Annotated in this window: 20 protein-coding genes; 11 read left to right on the top strand and 9 right to left on the bottom strand. The window is 52.6% G+C overall.

Annotation, left to right across the window (positions count from 1 at the left end):
• Positions 1-84 precede the first annotated feature (84 nt).
• From BKD14_RS00355 to tsaD, 5 genes are all read right to left on the bottom strand, one after another.
• The gene (locus BKD14_RS00355; protein ID WP_075653873.1) at positions 85-768 is read right to left on the bottom strand and encodes a methyltransferase; all 684 of its coding nucleotides are present in this window, start codon (positions 766-768) and stop codon (positions 85-87) included.
• A gap of 90 nt (positions 769-858) precedes the next feature.
• Positions 859-1,287, bottom strand: a complete 429-nt coding sequence (locus BKD14_RS00350; protein ID WP_022709673.1) for an EVE domain-containing protein — start codon at positions 1,285-1,287, stop codon at positions 859-861.
• A 32-nt stretch (positions 1,288-1,319) separates the two neighbouring features.
• Positions 1,320-1,610: a YciI-like protein gene (locus BKD14_RS00345; RefSeq protein ID WP_022709672.1), complete on the bottom strand. Its 291-nt coding sequence runs from the start codon at positions 1,608-1,610 to the stop codon at positions 1,320-1,322.
• A 12-nt stretch (positions 1,611-1,622) separates the two neighbouring features.
• On the bottom strand, positions 1,623-2,603 hold the full coding sequence (locus BKD14_RS00340) for an NAD(P)H-dependent glycerol-3-phosphate dehydrogenase (protein ID WP_075653871.1): 981 nt from the start codon (positions 2,601-2,603) through the stop codon (positions 1,623-1,625).
• On the bottom strand, positions 2,600-3,691 hold the full coding sequence (tsaD, locus tag BKD14_RS00335) for a tRNA (adenosine(37)-N6)-threonylcarbamoyltransferase complex transferase subunit TsaD (RefSeq protein WP_075653869.1): 1,092 nt from the start codon (positions 3,689-3,691) through the stop codon (positions 2,600-2,602). The genes BKD14_RS00340 and tsaD overlap by 4 nt, the downstream gene beginning before the upstream one ends.
• A gap of 214 nt (positions 3,692-3,905) precedes the next feature.
• On the opposite strand from tsaD, the gene hemC reads away from it, so the two are divergent.
• From hemC to BKD14_RS00310, 5 genes are all read left to right on the top strand, one after another.
• Positions 3,906-4,835 carry a hydroxymethylbilane synthase gene (gene hemC / locus BKD14_RS00330; RefSeq protein WP_075653867.1) on the top strand — a complete coding sequence of 310 codons (930 nt, stop codon included), beginning with the start codon at positions 3,906-3,908 and terminating at the stop codon, positions 4,833-4,835.
• A 3-nt stretch (positions 4,836-4,838) separates the two neighbouring features.
• A complete protein-coding gene (locus BKD14_RS00325; RefSeq protein ID WP_075653865.1) occupies positions 4,839-5,549 on the top strand; it encodes a uroporphyrinogen-III synthase in 711 nt (236 codons plus the stop codon).
• Between the two features lie 80 nt (positions 5,550-5,629).
• Positions 5,630-7,048, top strand: coding sequence for a hypothetical protein (locus BKD14_RS00320; RefSeq protein ID WP_075653863.1), 1,419 nt, complete (start codon positions 5,630-5,632; stop codon positions 7,046-7,048).
• A gap of 24 nt (positions 7,049-7,072) precedes the next feature.
• A complete protein-coding gene (locus BKD14_RS00315; RefSeq protein ID WP_075653860.1) occupies positions 7,073-8,782 on the top strand; it encodes a heme biosynthesis protein HemY in 1,710 nt (569 codons plus the stop codon).
• 194 nt (positions 8,783-8,976) lie between these two features.
• Positions 8,977-9,513 (top strand): TerB family tellurite resistance protein, encoded by a 537-nt coding sequence (locus tag BKD14_RS00310; RefSeq protein WP_075653858.1) that lies wholly within the window; start codon positions 8,977-8,979, stop codon positions 9,511-9,513.
• Positions 9,514-9,575: 62 nt separating this feature from the next.
• On the opposite strand, the gene aqpZ is transcribed toward BKD14_RS00310, so the two are convergent.
• Positions 9,576-10,262, bottom strand: coding sequence for an aquaporin Z (gene aqpZ / locus BKD14_RS00305; protein WP_075654696.1), 687 nt, complete (start codon positions 10,260-10,262; stop codon positions 9,576-9,578).
• A 392-nt stretch (positions 10,263-10,654) separates the two neighbouring features.
• Here aqpZ and BKD14_RS00300 point away from each other — a divergent pair, with 392 nt between their 5' ends.
• Complete coding sequence (locus BKD14_RS00300; RefSeq protein WP_075653856.1) at positions 10,655-10,924, top strand: hypothetical protein; 270 nt, start codon at positions 10,655-10,657, stop codon at positions 10,922-10,924.
• Positions 10,925-10,993: 69 nt separating this feature from the next.
• Complete coding sequence (locus BKD14_RS00295; protein WP_075653854.1) at positions 10,994-11,773, top strand: methyltransferase domain-containing protein; 780 nt, start codon at positions 10,994-10,996, stop codon at positions 11,771-11,773.
• A gap of 22 nt (positions 11,774-11,795) precedes the next feature.
• On the opposite strand, the gene metW is transcribed toward BKD14_RS00295, so the two are convergent.
• Positions 11,796-12,467 (bottom strand): methionine biosynthesis protein MetW, encoded by a 672-nt coding sequence (metW, locus tag BKD14_RS00290; protein WP_022709661.1) that lies wholly within the window; start codon positions 12,465-12,467, stop codon positions 11,796-11,798.
• A 4-nt stretch (positions 12,468-12,471) separates the two neighbouring features.
• Complete coding sequence (locus tag BKD14_RS00285; protein ID WP_022709660.1) at positions 12,472-13,653, bottom strand: homoserine O-acetyltransferase; 1,182 nt, start codon at positions 13,651-13,653, stop codon at positions 12,472-12,474.
• Between the two features lie 427 nt (positions 13,654-14,080).
• Between BKD14_RS00285 and hisC the strand changes: the two genes are divergently transcribed.
• Positions 14,081-15,190: a histidinol-phosphate transaminase gene (gene hisC, locus BKD14_RS00280; RefSeq protein WP_075654695.1), complete on the top strand. Its 1,110-nt coding sequence runs from the start codon at positions 14,081-14,083 to the stop codon at positions 15,188-15,190.
• A gap of 1 nt (position 15,191) precedes the next feature.
• Complete coding sequence (locus tag BKD14_RS00275; RefSeq protein ID WP_075653852.1) at positions 15,192-16,121, top strand: prephenate/arogenate dehydrogenase family protein; 930 nt, start codon at positions 15,192-15,194, stop codon at positions 16,119-16,121.
• 94 nt (positions 16,122-16,215) lie between these two features.
• Here BKD14_RS00275 and BKD14_RS00270 read toward each other — a convergent pair whose 3' ends face one another.
• Positions 16,216-17,232 (bottom strand): DUF2125 domain-containing protein, encoded by a 1,017-nt coding sequence (locus BKD14_RS00270; RefSeq protein WP_083646725.1) that lies wholly within the window; start codon positions 17,230-17,232, stop codon positions 16,216-16,218.
• A 348-nt stretch (positions 17,233-17,580) separates the two neighbouring features.
• Between BKD14_RS00270 and BKD14_RS00265 the strand changes: the two genes are divergently transcribed.
• Both BKD14_RS00265 and BKD14_RS00260 read left to right on the top strand, forming a co-directional pair.
• Positions 17,581-18,120: a gamma-glutamylcyclotransferase gene (locus BKD14_RS00265; RefSeq protein ID WP_075654694.1), complete on the top strand. Its 540-nt coding sequence runs from the start codon at positions 17,581-17,583 to the stop codon at positions 18,118-18,120.
• Between the two features lie 151 nt (positions 18,121-18,271).
• Positions 18,272-18,565 (top strand): YggT family protein, encoded by a 294-nt coding sequence (locus tag BKD14_RS00260; protein ID WP_075653848.1) that lies wholly within the window; start codon positions 18,272-18,274, stop codon positions 18,563-18,565.
• Positions 18,566-18,596 lie beyond the last annotated feature (31 nt).

The raw sequence follows: 18,596 nt of genomic DNA, 5'->3' as shown, positions 1-18,596 counted from the left end.
AATATAGCGCTTAGCGACAAAGTTAAAAATATGCGAAGCGATGTGCAGGTGCTGCATAAGACACAAATCAGGCGTAGCTCTCAGCTACGCCTTTTTTGTTTTACCATAGTGCCAGACGGTGGTGCGCTTTACGTCTGCATCTTCCAGGGCGCAGGTAACCGGTACGGAATAGACTTCCAGCTCTGTCAGACGGTGCCGCGGCAGATAAGACCGTCCGGGATCTCCGACGATAATCTGCATGCCTTTAGCAGCCAGCGTATCAAACCAGACGATCAGCCGGTCAGCCAATGACTTGTCATAAAAAACATCACCGGCCAGCAGAACATCAAAAGAGCCGCTTACATCCTGCCCGATCAGATCAGAGTCACTGAAGTCGCAGGATACTTTGTTCAAAACACTGTTCAGGTTGATGGCATGGCGGGCAAAAGGATCGATATCATTGGTGGTCATGGAACTTGCGCCGCTCAAAAGGGCGGCAATGCCGACCAGACCGGAGCCGGAAGCAAAATCCAGTACGCGTTTATTTTGCAAAGCCTGCGGATGATCGAGAATATAGCGGGCAACGCCCTGTCCGCCTGCCCATGCGAAAGCCCAATAGGGCGGCGGTAATCCGATTTCGGAAAGTTCTTCTTCGGTCTTGTGCCAAAGATCATGAGCCTCATCGGCAAGATGAAGCGCGATTTCCGGCACATGGGGAGGGTGGTGAATGCCGGTATTGTCGAGGATGAATTGCGTAGCGCGCGTCGAGTCCGGGATCAGGAGGGGCATAGACGCTCCGGATCAAGCAGAGGATAAGCGACTGCAAACGCAGAACGCTTCCGGAATAGTGTTTGGGTTGCGTTCTGCATTGTTGTGCTCTTAAATTTTGGTGTGGTCTAATCCGCCCATGCGGCAGACCTCGATCCATTCGTCTTCTTTGACCGGCTGTACGGAAAGACGCATGGATGTGACCAGCGCCATATCGCTCAACAGCGGATTGACCTTCACATCTTTCAATGTCACCGGCTTCGGCATATCGCAGACGGCGCGAATATCCACACATTCCCAGCGGTGATCGTCCGTTGTGCTGTCAGGATGCGCCAGCGCGCAAACTTCCACAATGCCGACGACTTCCAGTCCTTCATTGGAATGATAGAAAAAGCCTTTATCGCCAAGCTGCATAGCGCGCATATTATTGCGTGCCTGATAATTACGCACGCCGTCCCATTGCTCGCCGACAGCGCCTTTGGCTTTCTGCATTTCCCACGACCATTTGAATGGTTCAGATTTAAACAGCCAATATGCCACAGTTTTCTCCGGATTTATTCAGCAGGCCAAGTTTATTCAGCAGGTTTGTTGATGACCCAGTTCCACGGGCGCACAGTCACATTGTCGAACAGACCAGCCAATGCATAAGGATCTGCAGCGGCAACGGCTTTTGCATCTTCAATGGTTTCAGCTTCAACCATCAGCATGCTGCCAACCGGTTTCTGATCGGCTTCGCTCAGAAAAGGGCCGCCGAATTTGATCTTGTCGCCAAGGCTTTTCAAATAATCGAGATGGGCAGGACGGGTATCAAGACGCAGTTGCAAATGATCGGCTTTGTCATTGCAGAGAATGGCGAACAGCATGAGGTCAGGTTCCTAATCTTCGTTTTTCAAAGGACGGGACAGTAATCCGGTAACAGCCGCATCAATAGTAATACTGCCATTGAGCAAAGCCGCAATAGTGATGATAATCGGTGCATTGATCTGCTTGCGCGCGCAAAGCTCGGCAATCACCGGCGCAGTGGCCACACCTTCGGCGAGCAACAGGCCTTCCAGCGGTTCGCCGCGTCCCAAGGCCAGCCCGTAGGAATAATTGCGCGATTGCGGTGAGGAGCAGGACAGCATCAGATCGCCGAGGCCGGATAATCCCATCAGGGTTTCAGGCCTCCCGCCAAAGGCCACAGCAATACGGCGCAGTTCTGCAAAAGCGCGGGTGACCAAAGCTGCCTGTGCCGATGCGCCAAGACCTTTACCGATCGTGGCACCGGCTGCAACGGCAATGACGTTTTTCAGCGCGCCGCCGATTTCAACACCGGTCAGATCATCGGAGGAATAGCAACGGAAGGTGCTGCCGGAAAACTGTGCAGCCAGATCATCGGCAATAGCAATATTTTCACAGGCAATCGTCACGGCAGTCGGAAAGCCGCGGGCAACATCGCTGGCGAAGCTCGGGCCGGAAAGGGCGGCAATCGGATGATCGGGTAAAATATCAGCAATGATCTGCGACATCAGCCGTCCGGTGGAGCGTTCAATCCCTTTGGCGCAAAGCACAACAGGGCAATCAGCCGGAATGAGCGGTTTCAGTTCCTGTAATGCCGCAGCCATGGATTGTGCAGGGATAACAGCCAGAACCGTATCGGCATTGCTCAGAGCTGCGGCTGCATCGCTGGTCGCACGAAGATTATCATGCAGGGCGATATTGCCAAGATAGCGGCGATTGCGGTGGTTGTGGTTGATATCATCAACCGTTGCCGGATCGCGGGCATAGAGCACGACCTCATGGCCGTTCTGTGCGGCCATGCAGCCGAGCGCTGTTCCCCATGCGCCGCCACCTAAGATCGTAATTTTTTTACTCATGCTTTTGCTCCCCTGCGGCCAAAGCCGACCAGCGGCGCTGATGTGCTGTCCAGCGGCCAACGCGAGCGCGGTGCAAAATCGAGATTGTCAGGCTCCGTGCGTGCTGCATGTTCGGCGCCTGCCCATGCAATCATGGCCGCATTGTCGGTACACAGAATATGCGGAGGTGCGAGGAAATCGAAACCGTGTTTTTCACAAAGCGTTTCAAGGCCTTTGCGCAGCACTTTATTGGCAGCAACACCACCGGCAACAACCAATGTCGGATTTTCTTTATCCGGATAGGTTTCACGAAAACGGAGCAGAGAACGCTTCACACGGTCATTCAGCGTATCGGCAACGGCAGTCTGAAAAGATGCGCAGATATCCGCCACATCCTGATCGCTCAACGGCACAAGCTGAGTTGCTGTCTGGCGTACGGCGGTTTTAAGGCCGGAGAAGGAGAAGTCCAGCCGTGCTTCACCTTTGAGCGGGCGCGGCAGTTCAAAACGTGAGGCATCACCTTTCAAAGCCGCCTGTTCAACGGCAGGGCCACCCGGATAAGGTAGTCCCAGCAGCTTGGCGGTCTTGTCAAAAGCTTCACCCAACGCATCGTCGATGGTTGTGCCGAGGCGTTCATAATGGCTGAGGCCGTGCACGAGAATAACCTGCGTATGCCCGCCGGATACCAGCAATAACAGATATGGAAAAGCCAGTCCGTCGGTCAGGCGTGCTGTCAGGGCATGGCCTTCGAGATGATTGACGGCATAGAAGGGTTTGTCTGCAGCAAAGGCCATGGCTTTCGCCGTCATCAGTCCGACAATCAGCCCGCCGATCAGGCCGGGCCCTGCAGTTGCAGCGACAGCATCCACATCATTGATGGTCATATCCGCATCGGAAAGCGCTTTGGCAATCAATCCGTCGAGCGCTTCCACATGGGCGCGTGCGGCGATTTCCGGCACCACGCCGCCATAAGGTTCATGCTCGGCAATCTGGCTGAGAACAACATTAGACAGGATGCGTGAAGACACCCCGCCTTGTTCATTTTCATGGCGTTCAATGATAGCTGCGGCTGTTTCGTCGCAACTTGTCTCTATTCCAAGCACGCGCATAAGCGATTAGACCCGTATTAACAAAGCATTTCCGGCAAAAAGCGTGAAGCACTTTTGCATAAGGAGAATGCATTCAATAAACAAACTTCGCTGATCTTTCTGTCTTGCACCGGATAGTGGCATTATATTCATGATATTACAGTCATGAATTTGCCCCTGAGGTGAAAGGCAGTTAGAGAAGCCTTTGACATTCGCGTATCACGGACAGAGCCAGATGCAAACACCACGTTTAAAAATCGGAACACGTTCCAGCGCTTTAGCACTGGCACAGGCAGAAGAAACACGCGCACGCCTGATGGCTGCGCATGGTTTAAGCGAAACGGATGTTGAAATCGTGCCGATGTCCACACAGGGCGACCGTATTCAGGATCGTGCATTGTCGGAGATTGGTGGTAAAGGCCTGTTTACCCAAGAGATTGAAGATGCGCTGTTACAGGGACGTATTGATATTGCAGTGCATTCTTCCAAGGATATGCCGACGGTTTTGCCTGAGGGTTTGCATCTTTCCACCTATCTCGAGCGTGAAGACCCGCGTGATGCTTTTGTCGGCAAAACCAGCGCAAAACTGACCGATCTGCCGCATGGGGCAACAGTCGGTTCATCCAGTCTGCGTCGTCAGGCACAAATCCGGCATATCCGTCCTGATCTCAATGTTATTATTTTTCGCGGCAATGTGAATTCCCGTCTGCGCAAGCTTGATGAAGGTCAGGTTGATGGTACATTTCTTGCTTTTGCAGGGCTGAAGCGCCTCGGGCTGGAGCATGTGGTGACTGAGTTGATGGATACAGAACGGTTTTTGCCCGCGCCGGGACAGGGGGCGATCACCATTGAAAGCCGAGTGAATGATGCACGTGTCGATGCATTGCTCAAGCCGCTCAATCATGAAGAAACATTTATCCGTCTGACTTGCGAACGCGCATTTCTGGCGCAGCTTGACGGTTCCTGCCGCACGCCGATTGCCGGTCTGGCGGAAGTTAAAGACGGGCATTTGCATTTCTCCGGTATGATTTTGACACCGGACGGTTCACGCCTGCATCGCGTTTTCATAGATGGTGCTGCAGCAGATGCGGCGGCGCTTGGCAAGGAAGCCGCGGAGCGGATCCGTGCAGAAGCCGGTGCTGATTTCTTCACCAGCTGGGCTTGAAACATGCGCAGGGTTCTGGTCACACGCCCGCAACCGGATGCAGCTTTAACCGCTGCGAAACTTGAAGCGGCAGGTTATCAGCCGGCTTGTCTGCCGGTGAGTGAAACTGTGGCGACGGGCGCATCATTGCCGCTGGGCAGTTTTGATGCCGTTGCTGTGACCAGTGCCAATGCCTTGCGCCATATCAATCCTCATTTACTGGCACCCTACCGGCATTTGCAGCTTTATGCGGTGGGTGAAAAAACGGCATCTGTTGCGCGGGATGCGGGCTTTGAGACAATCTATGCCGGTGATGGCTGGGGGCTGCATCTGGGGCGCCATGTGGCAGCTGTTATGTCTGCGGGCAGCCATGTGCTTTATCTGACCGGCAAAATCCGGCGGCCGGATTTTGAGGCGCAACTGTCAGCGGCCGGTATCAATCTGACGGTTACTGAGACCTATGACACCCGCCCTGTTGCCTATAGCGATGCCGAGCTGAACGGGATTGCTGATACCGGCAGTGCAGAGGTGATTTTGCTCTATTCCGCTGTCGCTGCACGGCAGTTTGTTGCACTGGACAAGCAGGCAAAGGGTGCTTTTATCCAGAACGCGAAATATATTTTTTGTCTTTCTCAGCGGATTGCTGCAGAATTACCAGATAATTGTAATGCGCAGGTGCGTATCAGTGAAACGCCGGATGAGGATGCTTTATTACGCCTGCTGGCATTGATCTGACGAAAATATGCAACCATTTGTTCAATTTCGTCATTTAGGTTGCATCTGAAGTTTAAAATACAGATTTTGCGAGAGGACTCATGGCTAAATCCACAGTGTCACGTCACAGCAAGACCACCCGTAAACCGGTGGTGATTGATCTTGATCCGTCTGATGTGAAAGCTGTTGAGGCATCCGCTGCAAAATCTGCGGGTAAAACTGTGCCGGATGCAGAGCCGGTGGGCGATCCGAAACCTGTGGCACAACCGGCTGCAAAATCTTCCGCACCACCACCGCCAAAAGCGCAAGTTGAAGCGAAATCTGCAACCTCGGTTCCGCCGCAGAGCACATCCCGACCGGCTTCTTCAGCCGGTGTCTCCGGCCCTAATCCTTTTGCATCAGGAAAAACCATGAATTCTGCCAGTAGTTCCGCACCGCAGACGAAAAAAACAACTTCACCCTGGATTGCCGGACTGGCGGGTGGTGTGATTGTTCTGCTGGGCACGACCGCACTGCAATGGGCGGGGCTGGGTTTGTTTCCGGCACAGACCAGCAATCGTGATGAGGCGGCAATTGCAGAAATCGCAGATCTGAAACAGCAGATTTCCGGTTTGCAGGCCGCAGCCAAACCGGATGCGGATTTGTTAGCACGTCTGGAAGCCGCAGAGAAAAATGCTGCAGAAGCTCAGCAACGCCTGAATGCATTGCCGCAAGCCAGTGAAACACCTGCCGGAAATGATGAGGCGATCCGTGCCGATGTGACAGCTTTGCAGGAGCAGCTGAAAACACTGGCAGGGCAGGCGCAACCTGCGGATAGCGCGCTGGTGAATGGTCTGACCGAGCGCCTGAATGCGATGGAAACAAAGCTCAATACGATCGGCTCTCAGGCAGAACAGGCCAATGCCGCATTAAATACTGATACGGACGAGGTCAAAGCGCTGCAACAGCAATTGGGTGCTTTGCAGACGAAGATAGATGCGCAGGCCACACAGCCGGATATGGCGGCGATTATTGCGGCCAATGCTTTGAAATCCGCGATTGATCGCGGTGGTTCTTATCTGAATGAATTGCAGACCTATAAGTCATTGCTGCCGGAGCAGGCAGGTTCTGTTGCCGCGCTTGAAGCGCAGGCGGAAACCGGTATTCCGACACTAAGCCAGCTGAACACACAATTTGCATCATTGGCGGATGATATGGTGGCCGCGGTGAACAAGCCTGCGGCAGATGCCGGTATCTGGGATCAGCTGGTGGGCAGTGCAAAAAATCTGGTACGGTCACGGCCAATCGGTGATGTCGCTGGTTCCGGTGTCGGGCCGGTGACTGCACGCATAGAATTTGCTTTGCAGAATGGTGACGTGCAGCGGGCTATGACCGAATGGGCGCAATTACCGGAAGCGGCTAAACAGGTTGGTCAGAGCTTTTATAATGCATTGAATGCACGGCGCGATGCGGATGCATTGCTTGCACAGCTGATGACCGCTTCAACGCAGGCATCTGAGCAAAAACCGGCTGCGCAATAAGCGGAACAGGAAAGGGAGAACGGTATGATACGGGTAATCCTGTTTCTTGTTGTAGTCGCAGTGCTGGGGCTGGGTTTCGGCTGGCTGGCGGATCGTCCCGGTGATCTGGTGTTCACATTTGCCGGAGAGCGGCACAATATTTCTCTGATGACTGCCGCCAGTATGGTTGTGGCTGCCATTGCCTGTGCCATGCTGCTGTGGTGGATTGTCAAAAATCTTGTTCGCTCGCCTTATATTTTGCAGCGTCATTTTCGCGCCCGCAAGCGTGACCGTGGCTATCAGTCACTCTCGACCGGCCTGATTGCTGCCGGTGCCGGTGATGCCGAAGCGGCGCGGCGTATGAGCAAACAGGCGTCCAAATTGCTGAGCGTGGATCAGGAGCCGTTGATCCGGTTGCTTGATGCGCAAACCGCTTTATTGGAAGGGCGTAAAGATGATGTGCGCCGTTATTTTGAAGAAATGATTGCGGATCCTGAAACCAAATTGCTGGGTTTGCGGGGATTATATCTCGAGGCCAGCCGTGAAGGCGTGCAGGAAGCAGCCTATCAATATGCGCAGGAAGCCAGCACGATGGCACCGCAGCTGGAATGGGCGTCGAATGCAGTGCTCGGACATAAGGTTTTGCAGGATGATGTTACCGGTGCATTGCGGGTGCTTGAGGCACGCAAAGCGGTTATTCCTTATGGCAAAGACGGTAAAGCTGCTCGTGAGACATTGAAACGTAATCGCGCGGTTTTGCTGACGGCACAGGCAATGGACAGTTTTGAAACGGATGCTGTGGCTTCCCGCGAGGCAGCGAATGAGGCGTTCAAGCTGGAACCGGAACTGATACCGGCTGCATTGATTGCTGCGCGTTGCTTGCTGCGTGACGGCAGTATCCGCAAGGGTAATCGTATTCTTGAAGCGGCATGGAAACGCGAGCCGCATCCTGAGATTGCCGAAGCCTATATTCACGGACGCGCCGGAGATACGGCGCTTGACCGGCTGAAAAAAGCGCGCCAGCTCGCAAGTTTGCGCAGTCACCATGCGGAATCGGTTTTGATTGTTGCACGGGCTGCGCTGGATGCCGGAGAGCTGACGCTGGCACGGGAAAATGCCGAAGCTGCATTGAAGCTTAATCCGCGTGAAAGCGCTTATTTGCTGATGGCTGATATTGAAGAAGCGCAGACAGGCGATCAGGGGCGCGTGCGTGAATGGCTTGCACGGGCTGTCAAAGCGCCGCGCGATCCGGCATGGACGGCTGACGGTATTGTTTCTGACCATTGGGCACCGGCCTCGCCGGTGACAGGTCGCCTGAACGCCTTTGAATGGAAGGTGCCGTTTACGGAAATAGCGGCGGATACGTCTCCGGTTCTCGATGATGACAGTTTGAAAGAGCCGTTTTTACCCGTCACTTATTCGCGTGCGGAAGAGGCTGAGCCGGTAAACATGCCTGCCGTGAAGGAGCCGATCTTTGCCGATGATCCTGATGATGCGGAAACTATGCCTCTTGTTGCGGATAAAACTAAAGCTGCTCCGAAGAAAACGGAACCGCAGGACAATAATCTGCGCAATGCCAAAGTAACCATTCTCACTGAGACGGGCGATAATCCTGCGGTGCAGGCCGCAAAAGATTCGCAGCCTGATAGTTCCGACGCTGCGAAGGATAAGCATAGTCTGATTGTTGATGATCCGGGTGTGGCGGCAGAACATGATGTGCCGTTACGTAAGGAAGGGACGTTCCGGCTGTTTTAATACTGCGTCCGGACGGGTTTGCAGAATGAAGTCCGTTACTTCCGCTGCAAAACAGTATTTTTGTTGCAGCTTGGTGACTCTGAGAAAGATTAGAAGATACTTGTAAGACAAAACATGTCTGTATGCTTGGCATCCTTCCGGATGCTGGTCTATGTGTAAGACCTGTCAAAGGCTGTATAAGCACTGGAGCATGTATGTTTGAGCGTCTGATCAGTTTTTTCAAAGAATTGCCGGGTTTTGATCCCTCGAAGAAAAAACAAACATTCTCTGATGAAGACCCGCGTCTGGCCGCTGCTGCATTGATGTTTCATGTCATTGAAGCGGATGGTGAGCAGCACGAAAAAGAGCGCAAACGTCTGTCGGATTTGCTGTCGCAGGCCTATGATTTGCAGGGCGATGACTTGCAGGCTTTGATTAAAGCGGCAGAAGTTGCGGATCAGGAATCGATTGATCTTTATCGTTTCACCAGTGTTTTGAAACGCCATCTGGATATGCCGGCTCGTTTGAGCTTTATCGAGGTGCTGTGGGAAATGGTTTATGCCGATGGTGATGTCGGTGAAATCGAAGATAATATTATGTGGCGTATTGCCGAGCTGATCGGTGTGGATCAGGAGCAGCGCATCGGGATTAAATTACGGGTCGCTGAGCGTGCACGTTCAATGCGCGATGCCTTGGCTTCAATATCCATGGCTGAAGAGCAGACCAATGCCGAGGCCGAAAAGGCTGAATAAAAGCAGTGGATTTGAAAGTGTGAAGGCCGTCATTGACGGCCTTTTTTATTTTTTGCGGTCAATCAGTCTTTCGCGAGAAGACCTTTCCAGATGATTGCGCCGATAGCGGCACCGATCAGCGGAGCAACCCAGAACAACCAGAGCTGGCTGATGGCAGCTGTATCTGCGAACAGGGCTGCAGCTGTGGAGCGGGCCGGATTGACGGATGTATTGGTCACCGGAATTGAAATCAGGTGGATCAGTGTCAGACCGAGACCAATCGCGATTGGTGCAAAACCGGCCGGTGCCCGCGATGAGGTGGAGCCGAGAATAATAATCAGGAAGAAGGCAGTCAGCACGACTTCAATGGCAAGGGCTGCCCCAAGGCTATATTTGCCTGGTGAAAGATCGCCGTAGCCGTTGGAAGCGAAGCCGCCTGCACTGAAATCAGCTTTACCGCTGGCAATAAAATACAGAATTGCAGCAGCAATAATGCCGCCGACCAGCTGTGCGATCCAGTAGGGAATGAGGTCTTTAGCCTCAAAGCGCCCGCCCAGAGTAAGGCCGAGAGTGACAGCCGGATTGAAATGTCCGCCCGAAATACCACCGACAGCATAGGCCATTGTCAGGACAGTCAGGCCGAATGCCAGCGCGACACCGGCAAAGCCGATACCCAGTTCCGGAAAGGCTGCACCGAGAACGGCGCTGCCGCAACCGCCGAAGACCAGCCAGAAGGTGCCAAAACACTCTGCCGACAATTTATTCATCATGGAAGGCGTATCTTGCATGTTAATCCCCGTAGACGATTGAACAAAAATGAAATCTGCACGGAACTTATATTGCCCGCCGAATATGGACAGATTTGTCAGGATTGAACAGTCTTTTTTTGAACACAATTGGTGTAAATATTTGTCTTACAAAGAAATATTCTGTCTTATATTATAATTATTATAAAATAGGCGCAGATGTCAGGCCGAGGGTAAGCAACTATCCTGTTATTAACCGGCAGCAACAGACGGCTGATTGCAGGATTGTGGCGGTTTTCATTTTTTCGGGCTGTTATGGTGTTTTAAAGTGTTGTACCGTCTTGGGAATTCATGAGCGGTTTCGACGCTTTATAAGGTTTCGGGATAATATTAACGGTTTCCGGAGTACCGGCTTGATGTCTAGGTTCGAGCGCCGACTGGCTTTTAATTTCAAACTGTTCTGTTTGCCTTTGGCTGCTGTGCTGGCAGGTTGCACAGGGACTGCAACGGCATGGACTGAAAAAGTCACGATTGAACAGGTTGAACTGCCAAAAGAATGCGCCGGATGGCAAAAGATTAATATGAAGCAGCGTGCTTATTACATGCTGATGCGTGATGATCCTGCGCTGATTATGGAAATTGATTCCCATAATCTTAAAGGTAAAAATCTTGGTTGCTGGCAATAGCCGTATGGCGGTGTGACATGGCAGCTTCATTGAAACATGCAGGGCTGCTCAACTGATTCAGGGTAAATGATGCATCTGGATATTATAGAGCTGCAGTCATTTTATTCGACAGCATTGGGCAAACTGGCTGCTTCGGTTATTACGTCAGCACTGGATCCTTTATGGCTGCCAATGCCGCAGGAGCGGCTTGTCGGGATCGGCTATACGCTGCCTTATCTGGATCATTTTGCATCACAAGCGGAGCGGGCATTTGCTTTTATGCCAGCACGGCAGGGCGCAACCGGCTGGCCGCATGGCGAGGCACTGAGCACGGCGCTGGTCTATGATGAGGAGCTGCCTTTGCCGGATAGTTCTGTAGACCGCATCTTACTGGTACATACGCTTGAATTTTCTGAAAGCAGCGCGGAAACGCTGAAAGAAATGTGGCGTGTCTTATCACCTAACGGACAGTTGATCGTCGTGGTGCCAAACCGCCGTGGTGTCTGGGCGCGTATGGAACATACGCCTTTCGGCAGCGGACGCCCCTTCAGTCGCGGGCAGTTATTGCAGGCTTTCAGAGAAGCAAATTTCACACCGGGAAAAGTGGTCAATGCGCTGCATGTGCCGCCGACACGCTGGCGCTGGCTGCAACAATCATCCGGCTTGATAGAAACGGTCGGAACCCGTCTCTGGCCGCTCTTTGGCGGGGTGGTGATCGGGGAGGCGCATAAGCGCCTCTATCAGGGACTGCCGGTGCTGAAGCGTGCTTCACGCCGTGTTTTCGTGCCGGTGCTGACACCGCAGGGAACTGCACGGCAACAACCGGTGAAGGTGAAAATTCACGATCACCGTGAGCGCTTCGGTCAATAAACCGGATTTAAGAAATTATGCTCTAGCGTTTAAGCAGAAACACAGCCTGCTGGCCGAGCAGGTTCCACATGCCCCATGGCAGGCTGAACGGCATGCGCTCACCATTACGGTTCAGTGCCACAGCATCTTCAACCGTTGCACCGACCTCTTTGGTCATATCGACAAAATCGCGGATGGTGCAGAAGTGAATATTGGGCGTATCATACCAGCTGAACGGCAGTTCTTTGGTCACCGGCATACGGCCGCGAAACAGCAGTGAACCACGCACCCGCCAGTAGCCGAAATTCGGAATGGAAACGATCGCACGCTCACCGATGCGCAGTAATTCGCTCAGGACCTTTTTCGGATTAAGCGTGGCCTGCAAAGTCTGCGACAGGATCACATAATCGAAGCTGGAATCGGGATAATAGACCAGATCACGGTCAGCATCGCCTTGTATCACCGACAATCCGCGCATCAGGCACTGGTTCACACCGCTTTGTGATAATTCCACGCCGCGTCCGTCTACATTGCGGCTGTCGCGCAGCAATTGCAACAATTCACCGTCACTGCAGCCCACATCCAGAACCCGTGTTCCTGGGCGTACCAGCGAGGCGATAATATCAAAATCAACGCGGTTATGGATATGCAGGTTTTCGGTATTTTCAGCTGCGAAAAATGTCGTGTCGCCTGAACCGGCTTTGGTATCAGTCATCGGATTACAGACCTTTCGCACGGGCTGCGGAGCGGATGAAACCGTCAATGGTTGAGAAAAGAACCGGTTCATCCAGCAGGAAAGCATCGTGTCCGCGGTCTGTTTCGATTTCAACGAATGAAACAGACGCCCCTGCCGCATTCAGTGCATGGACAACGAGACGGCTTTCGGATGTCGGGAACAGCCAGTCGCTGGAGAAGGATGCAACGAAAAAGCGGGTTTTGGTGCCGGTGAAAGCCGAAGCTAATAAGCCGTTATGTTCTGCTGCCATGTCGAAATAATCCATGGCACGGGTCAGATAGAGATAGGAATTGGCGTCAAAACGGTCAACGAAGCTGTTACCCTGATGGCGCAGATAGCTCTCAATCTGGAAATCAGCTTCAAAACCGAAGGTAATATTGGTGCGATCCTGCAGATTACGTCCGAATTTGCGATGCAGTGCGGCTTCCGACAAATAGGTGATATGCGCTGCCATACGCGCTACCGACAGGCCTTTACGCGGCACGGAGTCCGATTGGGTAAGATATTGACCGTTGAGCCACAGCGGATCGGCCATGACCGCCTGACGGCCAACCTCGTTAAAGGCGATATTTTGCGCTGACAAACGCGCGCCGCTGGCCAGAACCACAGCCGAGAAAACCTTGTCTGGATAGCTTGATGCCCATTGCAGCACTTGCATACCACCAACGGAGCCGCCGACAACAGCCAGCAGCTGTTCAATACCGAAATGTTCAACCAGCATCGCCTGAGCGCGCACCATGTCGCCGATCGTTATGATCGGCAGATCAAGCGCATAAGGTTTACCGGTTGCCGGATTAATGGATGCAGGGCCGGTTGAGCCCATGCAGCTGCCGATAACATTGGAACAGAGCACAAAATAACGGTCAGTATCAATCGGCTTGCCGGGGCCGACAAGTGAAGTCCACCAGCCGTCTTTACCGGTGAGCGGATTGGTGCTGGCAACATGCTGATCGCCGGTCAGGGCATGGCAGATCAGGATAGCATTGCTCTTATCGGCATTGAGTGTGCCATAGGACTGATAAGCGAGCTGAAACGGGCTCAGAACGGAACCGCTGTCGAGTTGAAGCGGTTTGTCTTCACCAAAATACACCACAGGACTGTTCGGCTGAACAGCTTCCTGATTGCGGTTGTCTGATAGGGCGGCAGTTTCAGCTGATATTGTCATAAAACATGTCTGCGTCAGAGCATTTTCAGGTCTGTTTGCAACAAACCCAATGCTCTAATTCCCTGATTTTACGCATAATCCTCTCCGAAAGCCGATTTGTTTTTCGGGATTATACGTTAGAATTTGTCCGGTGACCGGAACTGGATGCGGATATGCAGGCAATTTTTGCCTGTTTTGCGCATTTTTGACTAGCCGGCCGCGTTGGTGATTTCAGATATTTTTATCTGAAACTACTGCGATCTAGGGGCTAGAGGGGTTTAAAGTCAAGGTTTCTCTCGACTTGTTCTGCGATGCGGTTTATGCCGCTAAAGTCATTCGGTTTCAGTGGGAATATTTCGCTGGTCACAGACCGGCAAATGTTACTGCAATGCTGTTTCCGTACATAATCTCTATCAACAATACAGGCTCTTAATATTGGATAAGAATGATGAACGATTTCGCGAAAGCTCAACGCCCGACACCTAAAGCCGGCGTCATGGATATTGCTGCTTATGTTCCTGGCAAAGCCACCGTTCACGGTGTTGCCAAAGTGCACAAGCTGTCTGCCAATGAAAGCCCGCTGGGTGCAAGCCCGCATGCTGTTGAAGCCTATCGTGCAACCGATCATTATCTGAGCTCTTATCCGGACGGCGAAGTTATTGCGCTGCGTCAGGCCATTGCGGAAACGCAAGGCCTGAATATTGAGAATATTCTCTGCGGTAACGGTTCGGATGAATTGCTCGGCCTGCTGTGCCAGACTTATCTGGCACCGGGCGATGAAGCGATTTTCACCGATCACGGCTTTCTGGTCTATAAAATCCAGACATTGGCGGCTGGTGCAAAACCGGTGATCGTGAAAGAAAATGATACGCTGATTGATGTGGACGCGGTGCTTGCTGCGGTCACAGACAAGACCAAGGTTGTTTTCATCACCAATCCGGGCAATCCGACCGGCACGTATGTCCCGTTTGAGGAAGTGAAACGCCTGCATGCCGGCCTGCCGCCGCATGTTCTGCTGGTGCTGGATGCGGCCTATGCGGAATATGTGCGCAAGAATGATTATGATGCCGGTGTGGCGCTGGTCTCTGCGAGCGACAATGTGGTGATGACCCGCACATTCTCGAAGATTCACGGCCTGCCTGCGCTGCGTATCGGCTGGATGTATGCACCATTGCATGTCACAGACGCGGTGAACCGTGTGCGCGGACCTTTCAACATGAACAGCGCGGCGATTGCTGCCGGTACTGCGGCAATCCGCGACCGCGATCATGTGCAGAAAGCCTGTGCGTTCAACGCAGAATGGGCGCAGTGGCTGACAGACGAGTTCACCAAGCTCGGCCTGAAAGTTACACCTTCAGTCACCAATTTCCTGCTGGTGCATTTCCCTGATACACAGAACAAGTCTGCCGCTAAAGCTGACGAATATCTGCAGTCCAAGGGATATATTCTGCGTCGCGTGACATCCTATGGCTTCCCTGAAGCCCTGCGGATGAGCATCGGCTCGGAAGAAGCCAATCGCGGTGTGATTGCCGCTCTCACAGAATTTTTGAAGTCCTGATATGTCTGATATTCATTTTAATAAAATTGCGCTGATCGGTATTGGTCTGATCGGTTCGTCGCTGGCTCGTGTCATCCGCCGTGAAGGTCTGGCTGGTCATATTGCTATTGCTACTCGCAGTCCTGAAACGCTGAAACGCGCGGAAGAACTGGGGTTGGGCGACAGTTACACCACGGATAATGCGGTTGCGGTGCAGGATGCCGATCTGGTGATTGTCTCCGTGCCTGTGGGCTCGTCTGGTCTGGTTGCCAGCCAGATTGCCGGCAGCCTCAAAGCCGGTGCGATTGTTACCGATGTGGGCTCCACTAAAGGCTCGGTGATTGCGCAGATGCAGCCGGAATTGCCGGATCATGTGCATTTCATTCCGGGGCACCCGATTGCCGGTACCGAATATTCGGGGCCGGATGCAGGCTTTGCTGATCTGTTTATCAATCGCTGGTGCATTCTCACACCACTGCCGGATACGGATACAGACGCGCTGGCAAAGCTCAATGCGTTCTGGGAAGCCTGTGGTTCCAAGACAGATCAGATGGATCCGCAGCATCATGATCTGGTGCTGGCGATTGTTTCGCATCTGCCGCATATCATCGCTTATAATATTGTCGGCACGGCCAATGATCTGGAGAAGGTAACGGAGTCGGAAGTGATTAAATATTCCGCTTCCGGTTTCCGTGACTTTACCCGTCTTGCGGCATCTGATCCGACAATGTGGCGCGATGTTTGCCTGCATAATAAGGATGCTATTCTGGAAATGCTGGGGCGTTTTTCGGAAGATCTGGCTTCGTTGCAGCGGGCAATCCGCTGGAGTGACGGCGATGCCTTGTTTGACCTGTTTACGCGTACCCGCGCAATCCGCCGTGGCATTATTGATGCCGGTCAGGAAGTGGATGCGCCGAACTTTGGCCGCGAAGCTGCAAGCAAGCAAAAGTAATATGCGAAGCTGCAAACAAGCCAATAAATACGTGAGGCTGTTGCTTTGTTTAAATTAAAAATGAAAAACCCGCCATTCCGGCGGGTTTTTTGCATTAAAGGCGCGGTACGCGTCCCAGCGGGATAAAGCCTGCACTGATTTTTCCCTCTTTAATGATAACCGGAACAATCGTTGCTCCTGTTTCATCTTTCGGCATGGAGCCGAGTGCAAAAACCACTGTATTGATATTTTTAGCCTGATCGGGAAAGGCGGCCTGCAATGTCTGGCCGATTGCCGGAGCATTGGTCAGACGGATTTTCAGATCCGCATTGGCCAGCCCTTCGCTGTCGACTGCAAGCGGGCCGCTGATGCTGATGCTGGCGCCGGAAGGCAGCAGAAACAGCATCTGATTAAGCTGCAAGGATTTTCCGCGCAGCAGACTGCCGCTTTCATCCGGCTCTTTGAATGCCGCGAGGCTTGCCGGAGAGGTGATATCAATCAAACCGTCGAGCTCCGGCAGGGCAGCCAGAGATTTGTCGCCGGTGAGGCGCAGATCATCAAAGGTCATTTTGGCTTGAAGCGGCTCTTCAAGACTGTTGAGATCAAATTGCAGGCCGAGCAAAGAGAGTGTTGCCGGTGCAGCCGCATTTTCAGCGGTCACAGTTTGCACGCGCAGATTATCGGCACTGAGGCTGATATTCTGTGGCGAACGGCCGTCAATGCGCGCAGATGCTTTGAGATTGTCCCAATCTGCTTTCAACGGGTCAGCGCCGGACATCGCAAGTGCCGCAGGGCCGGTGAGCTGTGTCTGCACCGTGCGGAAAGAGAACAGGGAAGCGCCGACATTTACAGCACTGGTTGCAGCATTCAGCGTCTGATCTTTGTCACGGAAGTTAAAGCCGGAACAGCTGATATACATGGAGAAGGGATAGCCGCGTGCCGAGAGGGACTGACATTCCAGCGTTTCGCCCTGACCGGCAGTATTGGCTAGCTCAGTGCGAACGCGGTCTTTGGCCATGGAAGCGAGATAAAACCAACCCGCCGTGTATAAAATGACGATGACCAGAGCAAAGAGAATGCCCCATGTCATGCGTTTTGAGCTTTGCGGGTTAGGACGCGATTTAGCTACCATAGCTATGCCTCTCAGATTTCAAAGGGCATTCTGCTGACAGGGCAGAAGAGCTCTTCTATAATCTTTTTATTCACAATGCCGCGCTGACAACACATCATGCGGTATTGTTTTGCAGATAAAAGTCATTCGGCGGTACATTTTTCTACACAAAATCGTGCCGGAAAAATGTTTGCCTGTTGGGAAATGCGGGGCACAGGGTGTAAACTATATGCCTGTGCATTCTGTGCATTCTGTGCATTCTATGCATTCTATGCATTCTATGCATTATATGAATTTGGCGAGACAAGCAAAAGCAAACAAATGACCCCAATGGATAGTTCACACACGGATTTCGTGTTCCAGAATAATGTGGCTGATTCCGGTTCTGACTTCTGGGTCTTCGGTTACGGGTCACTGATGTGGCGGCCGGGTTTTGACAGTGCCGAGAATATTCCGGCGCTGCTGACAGGCTTCAGCCGGTCTTTATGCATCTATTCTCATGTTTATCGCGGTACGCCTGAATTGCCGGGGCTGGTGCTGGGTCTGAACAGCGGCGGCTTCTGCCACGGACAGGCATTTCGCGTGACAGCGGACAACAGATTGCCGGTGATGAACTATCTGCGTGAACGCGAACAGATCAGCGGTGTTTATGTGGAAAAATGGCTGACGGTTGAGCTGGCAGACGGTCGTGATGTCGAAGCGCTGGTCTATGTGGCCGATCCCTTGCATAAACAATATGCAGGCGGTCTCAGCGCTGAGGATATGGCTTTGCTTGTCCGGCGCGCCAGTGGTCAGGCCGGACCAAACCGCGATTATGTTGCCAATACTGCCCGTCATTTGCAGGCAATGGATATCTGGGATGAGCGGCTGGAAGCTGTTTTAAAGCTGCTGGATAATCATACAGGCTGACAGGATTGGTAGTTTTACCCGATCTTTGACTGACTTTTTCCGGTCTGTGATCTTGTGAATAGCAAGAGCGCTGTTTAAATGTGTCTCAACCTTTGCCCGTGCTGATTGAAGCACCGGTGCAATGAACAGTCCGACTGAGTAGGAGACATTTATGCTCGCAATTTTGCAAACCGTTGATCTGGCGCTGGATATTTATACCTGGATCATCATTGCCAGTGCGGTGTTTTCCTGGCTGTATGCTTTTAACGTGGTCAATTCACGCAACCGCTTTGTCGCCTCGATCGGTGAGTTTCTTTACAAGGTGACAGAACCTGCATTGCGACCTATCCGTAAAATTTTGCCGGATCTCGGCGGTATTGATATTTCGCCGATTGTTCTGCTGCTGGCGATCTTCTTTATCCGCCGCTTCATGTGGACGACATTGGCTCCGATGCTCTTAAGCTAATCAATAAAAAACCCGCTTGAAAGCGGGTTTT

The organism is Pseudochrobactrum sp. B5, assembly GCF_001939785.1.
GTDB lineage: Bacteria > Pseudomonadota > Alphaproteobacteria > Rhizobiales > Rhizobiaceae > Pseudochrobactrum > Pseudochrobactrum saccharolyticum.
The sequence above is the reverse complement of the archived record's forward strand: the minus strand, read 5'-3'. Positions and strand labels throughout refer to the sequence as shown.

Bases quoted from the DNA above. Each gene is read 5' to 3' on its own strand.
- BKD14_RS00355 (WP_075653873.1), bottom strand. From the start codon at position 768: ATGCCCCTCCTGATCCCGGACTCGACGCGCGCTACGCAATTCATCCTC.
- BKD14_RS00345 (WP_022709672.1), bottom strand. From the start codon at position 1,610: ATGCTGTTCGCCATTCTCTGCAATGACAAAGCCGATCATTTGCAACTG.
- BKD14_RS00340 (WP_075653871.1), bottom strand. From the start codon at position 2,603: ATGAGTAAAAAAATTACGATCTTAGGTGGCGGCGCATGGGGAACAGCG.
- tsaD (WP_075653869.1), bottom strand. From the start codon at position 3,691: ATGCGCGTGCTTGGAATAGAGACAAGTTGCGACGAAACAGCCGCAGCT.
- hemC (WP_075653867.1), top strand. From the start codon at position 3,906: ATGCAAACACCACGTTTAAAAATCGGAACACGTTCCAGCGCTTTAGCA.
- BKD14_RS00325 (WP_075653865.1), top strand. From the start codon at position 4,839: ATGCGCAGGGTTCTGGTCACACGCCCGCAACCGGATGCAGCTTTAACC.
- BKD14_RS00320 (WP_075653863.1), top strand. From the start codon at position 5,630: ATGGCTAAATCCACAGTGTCACGTCACAGCAAGACCACCCGTAAACCG.
- BKD14_RS00315 (WP_075653860.1), top strand. From the start codon at position 7,073: ATGATACGGGTAATCCTGTTTCTTGTTGTAGTCGCAGTGCTGGGGCTG.
- BKD14_RS00310 (WP_075653858.1), top strand. From the start codon at position 8,977: ATGTTTGAGCGTCTGATCAGTTTTTTCAAAGAATTGCCGGGTTTTGAT.
- aqpZ (WP_075654696.1), bottom strand. From the start codon at position 10,262: ATGATGAATAAATTGTCGGCAGAGTGTTTTGGCACCTTCTGGCTGGTC.
- BKD14_RS00300 (WP_075653856.1), top strand. From the start codon at position 10,655: ATGTCTAGGTTCGAGCGCCGACTGGCTTTTAATTTCAAACTGTTCTGT.
- BKD14_RS00295 (WP_075653854.1), top strand. From the start codon at position 10,994: ATGCATCTGGATATTATAGAGCTGCAGTCATTTTATTCGACAGCATTG.
- metW (WP_022709661.1), bottom strand. From the start codon at position 12,467: ATGACTGATACCAAAGCCGGTTCAGGCGACACGACATTTTTCGCAGCT.
- BKD14_RS00285 (WP_022709660.1), bottom strand. From the start codon at position 13,653: ATGACAATATCAGCTGAAACTGCCGCCCTATCAGACAACCGCAATCAG.
- hisC (WP_075654695.1), top strand. From the start codon at position 14,081: ATGAACGATTTCGCGAAAGCTCAACGCCCGACACCTAAAGCCGGCGTC.
- BKD14_RS00275 (WP_075653852.1), top strand. From the start codon at position 15,192: ATGTCTGATATTCATTTTAATAAAATTGCGCTGATCGGTATTGGTCTG.
- BKD14_RS00270 (WP_083646725.1), bottom strand. From the start codon at position 17,232: ATGGTAGCTAAATCGCGTCCTAACCCGCAAAGCTCAAAACGCATGACA.
- BKD14_RS00260 (WP_075653848.1), top strand. From the start codon at position 18,272: ATGCTCGCAATTTTGCAAACCGTTGATCTGGCGCTGGATATTTATACC.